This window comes from Corallococcus sp. CA053C, assembly GCF_003611675.1.
GTDB lineage: Bacteria > Myxococcota > Myxococcia > Myxococcales > Myxococcaceae > Corallococcus.
On the sequence record NZ_RAWA01000566.1, the window covers coordinates 1 to 4,936 of the forward strand.

Annotated in this window: 5 protein-coding genes; all 5 read left to right on the top strand. The window is 69.4% G+C overall.

Features of this window, described 5'->3' with window-relative positions; all coding sequences use genetic code 11:
- Window positions 1-171: 171 nt before the first annotated feature.
- The 5 genes from D7V97_RS39980 (at window position 172) to D7V97_RS40000 (ending at window position 4,714) form a co-directional block, all read left to right on the top strand.
- Window positions 172-771, top strand: a complete 600-nt coding sequence (locus tag D7V97_RS39980; protein ID WP_120615820.1) for an outer membrane protein — start codon at window positions 172-174, stop codon at window positions 769-771.
- 119 nt (window positions 772-890) lie between these two features.
- Window positions 891-1,871, top strand: a complete 981-nt coding sequence (locus tag D7V97_RS39985; protein ID WP_147445180.1) for a protein kinase — start codon at window positions 891-893, stop codon at window positions 1,869-1,871.
- An 88-nt stretch (window positions 1,872-1,959) separates the two neighbouring features.
- Window positions 1,960-2,841, top strand: a complete 882-nt coding sequence (locus D7V97_RS39990; protein ID WP_120615822.1) for an AAA family ATPase — start codon at window positions 1,960-1,962, stop codon at window positions 2,839-2,841.
- A gap of 50 nt (window positions 2,842-2,891) precedes the next feature.
- The gene (locus D7V97_RS39995) at window positions 2,892-4,100 is read left to right on the top strand and encodes an AAA family ATPase (RefSeq protein WP_120615823.1); all 1,209 of its coding nucleotides are present in this window, start codon (window positions 2,892-2,894) and stop codon (window positions 4,098-4,100) included.
- A complete protein-coding gene (locus D7V97_RS40000; protein ID WP_158623556.1) occupies window positions 4,094-4,714 on the top strand; it encodes a DUF4276 family protein in 621 nt (206 codons plus the stop codon). Before D7V97_RS39995 ends, D7V97_RS40000 begins: the two co-directional genes overlap by 7 nt.
- Window positions 4,715-4,936: the final 222 nt, after the last annotated feature.

Below are 4,936 nucleotides of genomic sequence, written 5' to 3' on the forward strand. Positions count from 1 at the left end.
GGCGGGGCCCGGGCGGTGCGCTGACGGGCCGCGATCAGGGGATGGTGGAGGGTCAACGGAAGTGTCGGGGAGCGGGAAAACATCCTCGCGTTGCGGCGGCCTTTGATTAGAAGGGGCCCCGCATGCGCACCGGGAAGGGTCGGCCGGGCGCGAACGTGAGGAGCAACCTCGATGCGTGGAAACAGCAAGTGGACGGGAATGGCGCTGGTGGCGGGGCTCGCGGTGTCGGCGTCGGCGATGGCGGCCGAGGAGCCCAGCCTGAACAGCGATCCGGGCAAGGCTTCTGCTTTCGGTCAGCCGGGCCAGGTGGTCATCAGCCAGGAGCTCTCCGGCTTCCTCGGCTACAACACCGGGGACGAGATCTTCCAGGTGCGCCTGGAGCCGTCGGCGGACTACTTCCTCCAGCAGAACCTGTCGGTGGGCGCCTCGGCGCTGGTGCAGCTGGGCTTCGGTGACGCCACCATCGTGGCGCTCGGCGTGCTGGGCCGCGTGGGCTACAACCTGCCCCTGGCGGAGCGCGTGTCGTTCTGGCCCAAGGTGGGCTTCGGCATCCGCTTCGGCCACATCCCGGACAACAGCGACGTGGCCTTCGTCCTGGACGTCAACGCGCCCATCCTGTTCCACGTCACGCCGCACTTCTTCGTGGGCGCGGGCCCGCAGATGCGCGCCCTCATCAGCGACGACATCTCCGGCTTTGGCGCCGAGCAGGGCAACTTCTCCGGCCACGACGTGACCCTCGGCATCACCACCACCGTGGGCGGTTACTTCTAGGCGCTGCCCTCTTCCCGACACCCTGGCCGCACGCCCGGGTGTCGGGAGGAAGCAGGACCTGTGACGTAGGGACGCGTGGGTTGACGTCCCGGGTTGTCTGTGTTGGGTTGGAGGTCACCATGTCCGTGCTCCCGTTCTCGCCCCGGCTGCCCGCGTTCGCGCCCATCCATCCGTTGGGGCGGGGACCGCTGGGCGAGTGGGTGTCGCTGGTGTGGCCGTTGGAGCAGGGCGAGCAGGGCGACCGTCCCCTGGTGGTGAAGACGTTCCTGCTGGCGCCGGGGCTCGCGCCGGAGACGCGGCTTCCGCTGGAGGAGGCGCTGACGCGGGCGGTGCCGCTGCGGCACCCCGGCATCGCGAGGCTCCATGGCTTCCAGGTGGACGCGCGCGACACGCTGACGGTGGTGTCGGACTACGTCCCCGGCTGTTCGCTGGCCACGGCGCGTCGGCGTGTGGCGGGTCGGGGCACGCGGCTGTCGGAGGCGTTCGTGTGCCACGTGGGCGCGGAGGTGGCGGGAGCGCTGCACGCCGCGCATGCGACGAAGGTGGTGCACGGGGACGTGCGGCCGAACCGCATCCGGCTGGGGCCTCGGGGCGAGGTGACGCTGACGGACTTCGGGTTGCGGCCCGCGTGTCGGCTGCTGCGCCGCTTCACGTCGCCCGCGAGGCCGGATGAGGTCGCGCCGCTGCCCGCGCCGGAGGACGTGGCGGAGACCCGGGTGGAGGCGCGCGAGGACCTGCGCGCCCTGGGGCGACTGCTGCTGGAGCTGCTCACGGGCCGTGCCGGGAATCCGACCGGGGCTCCGGCTTCGGCTTCGGTGGAATCCAGGGCGGAGCTCGAGGAGGCGCTGCGCGAGGTGTCCCCCGCGCCCCGGGAGGTCCTGCGGCGGCTGTTGCTGGACGTGCCCGGGGAGGGAGCCACGGCGGCGCGGCTGCAGGCGGACCTGCGGGCGTGCCTGGACGGTGGGACGCGGACGGGCGCGGAGTGGGTGCGTGAGCTGGCGGCGTTGCCGGGCACGGGGCCGCTGTCGCCGGTGGACGTGTACGTGGGTGCGGCGTCGGTGATGACGGTGCCGGTGCGCGAGCGTGTGCTGAAGTCCTGAGGGCCGCCTGCCGTGCCCGGGAGCGTCCGGGCGGGATCCGTGAGGGGGGCATGGACGGCCCCTGGGGGGATCCCGCTAGGCTCCGGGAGTGATCGCGTCCGTCCACTTCGAGCACTTCCGGTGTCTGCTTGGCGTGAAGCTCGCGCTGGAGCCGTTGACCGTCCTGATGGGACCCACGGCGTCGGGGAAGACGACGATGTTGGAGGGGCTCCAGCATCAGCTCGCGTACGAGCCCACGGACTTCTGGCGCCTGGATGAGAAGCGGCCGCTCTCCATCGAGTGGACGTACGCGCACGGGGACCGCACGCGCGTGGTGTATCCGTTCAGCGTGATGGACACGCTGCCGGGCCAGGGGCACTCCACGCAGCAGCTGGCGCTGAGCATGGAGGCGCTGCGCGCGGGAGGCTCTTCCGCGAAGGCGACCTGGCTGGAGCGCAAGGGCGGCAACCTCGCGAGCGTCTTCGCGGCGCTGCCGCAGGCCACGCGGGAGATCATCTCGAAGGAGCTGGCGCGGCGCGTGCCGTCCCTGTCCGAGGTGGACGTGGCGCGCGAGCTGGAGGACCGCTCCTTCCGGCTGCGCTTCCGCGACCGCTGGAGTCCGGACGTCTGGTTCGGCCCGGAGCACGTGTCGGACGGGGTGCTGTGGTTGCTGGCGTTGCTGGTGCTGCCCTATCAGCGGCCCCTGCCGGAGCTGCTCACGCTGGACGAGCCGGAGCGCACGCTGCACCCGGGCCTGGTGCGCGAGGTGTTGGAACTGCTGCGAGCGATGGCGCGCGGAGAGTCCACGGGAGGCCAGCCGGTGCAGGTGGTGTTGTCCACGCACTCGCCGGACCTGCTGGAGCACGTGCGTCCGGAAGAGGTGCGCCTGGTGTCGCGAGAGCCGTCCGACGGCTCCGTGCGCGTGCAACCGGTGCCCACGGCTTCGCTCCACTGGCGGAGAGAGTGCCGGGAGCTGTTGGACTCGCTGTAGAGAGGGTCCGAATGGCGCCGGAGCGGTTCGGGGCCGGGTAGAGTGGGGGAATGCTCCGCAGCATCCGCCTCAGGAATCTCCTCTCGTTCGGACCTGACTCCGACACCGTTCCCTTGCAGGCGCTCAACGTCCTGATTGGTCCGAACGCGTCCGGAAAGTCCAACCTCATCGAGGCGTTGGGACTCCTGCGGGCGGCCCCGGGCAATCTGCTGGCTCCCATCCGTGAGGGTGGGGGCGTCACGGAGTGGCTGTGGAAGGGGGGGGCGGATGCGAAGCCGCCCAGCGCTGAAGTGGAAGTCGTTCTGGAGTACCCGGAAGCCGCCATGCCGCTGCGCTACCGGCTGGCCTTCTCGGCCGCAGGGCAGCGCCTGGAACTGGTCGATGAGGTCCTCGAAAATGAACGCCTCGAACCAGAGGACGCAGAACTCTCCCGCTTTTACGACTACCAAGCAGGAAAGCCCTTCGTTAACGCCCGACTGATGACGGGGGCCAAGCCCGGTTCCAGTGTGGGGCGTCACATCGCGTCCCCGGACGCATACAACCTGCGTTCCGACGAATCCGTCCTGTCGCAGCTGCGCGAAGCGCTGGCATTGCCAGAACTGACTTATGTGGGCTCGCTGCTGTCACGTATTTCGCTGCACCGGGAGTGGAACCTGGGAAGGTACACCCCGCCGCGGCTTCCCCAGCGGACCGATCTTCCAGGAGACTTCCTACTGGAGGACGCGAGCAATCTGGGGCTCGTGCTCAACGAGCTGGAGTTCATCCCAGGCGTGAAGAAGCTGCTGCTGGAGAACCTCCGGCTTCTCTATGCGCGGGTGAAGGACTTCTCGGTCAAGATCTCGGGAGGGACCGTGCAGGTCTACTTCCACGAGGAGGGCTTGAGCGCACCCGTTCCCGCGACGCGGTTGTCCGACGGGACGCTGCGCTATCTCTGCCTGCTCACGCTGCTCTGCCATCCCGCGCCTCCGCCACTGGTCTGTATCGAGGAGCCGGAACTCGGACTTCATCCGGACATCCTCCCGGTCATTGGGCGACTGCTCGTCGAAGCGAGTGCACGCACGCAGCTCATCGTGACCACGCACTCGGACACGTTGATCTCCGCGCTCTCCGCGGTGCCGGAGGCGGTCATCATCTGCGAGCAGGAGCGGGGCGGAACGGTGCTGCGACGCCTGGAGAAGGAACAGCTCGCGGAATGGCTGAAGGAATATGGGCTGGGGGAAGTCTGGAGGATGGGGGCGTTGGGGGGAACCCGATGGTGAAGGAGATCCAGATCTTCATCGAGGGGGGAGGAAACTCCACGTACGGCAGGGAGCGCCTGCGGGCCGGGTTCGGTAGGTTTTTCGGCGCTGTGGTTCAGCGCACCAGGAAGCACGCTGTCCGCTGGCGGCTCATCATGTGTGGCCCGCGTGTCGAGACGTTCAAGCGCTTCCAGCAAGCACTCCGGCTTCATCCCGACGCCTTCAACATCCTGCTCGTGGATGCCGAGGGTCCGGTGAAGGGACCGCCTTGGGCCCACCTCGCGGCCCACCAGGACGACCAGTGGCAACGTCCTAGCGACGCCTCCGAGGAGGCCTGTCACCTGATGGTCGAGACCGTGGAGGCGTGGCTGCTGGCCGATCCCGAAGCGCTCGAGCGGTACTACGGCAAGGGCTTCGCGATGGGCAGCCTGCCCAGGACGAAGAACGTGGAGTCCATTCCCAAGGCCACCGTGACGACCGCGCTGGAGCGCGCGACCCAGGGGACGCAGAAGGGCGGCTACCACAAGATCGACCACTGCTCGGACCTGCTGGGCATGGTGGACCCGGAGCGCGTTCGCGCCCGCGCGCCCCACTGCGAGCAGTTGTTCTCCGTGCTGGAAGGGCTGCTGCCCTGAGTCTCGCTGGGCCCGCGCTGTCCACCAGCGCACGGCCCCTGCTCCTCGAGTGACCGCCGTGTGACGCTCCGTGCGACGGCGCCAGGGTTGTGCGCCTGCGCGGGTGGGCCACTTCTAACGTGGGCCTCTTCGCCCACCCATGCCCCTCATCCTGCCCATCCTGCTGGCCCTGGCGTGCGCGCCGCTCGCGTATGTCGCGGGCCGGTGGGGGCGCCCGGGGGC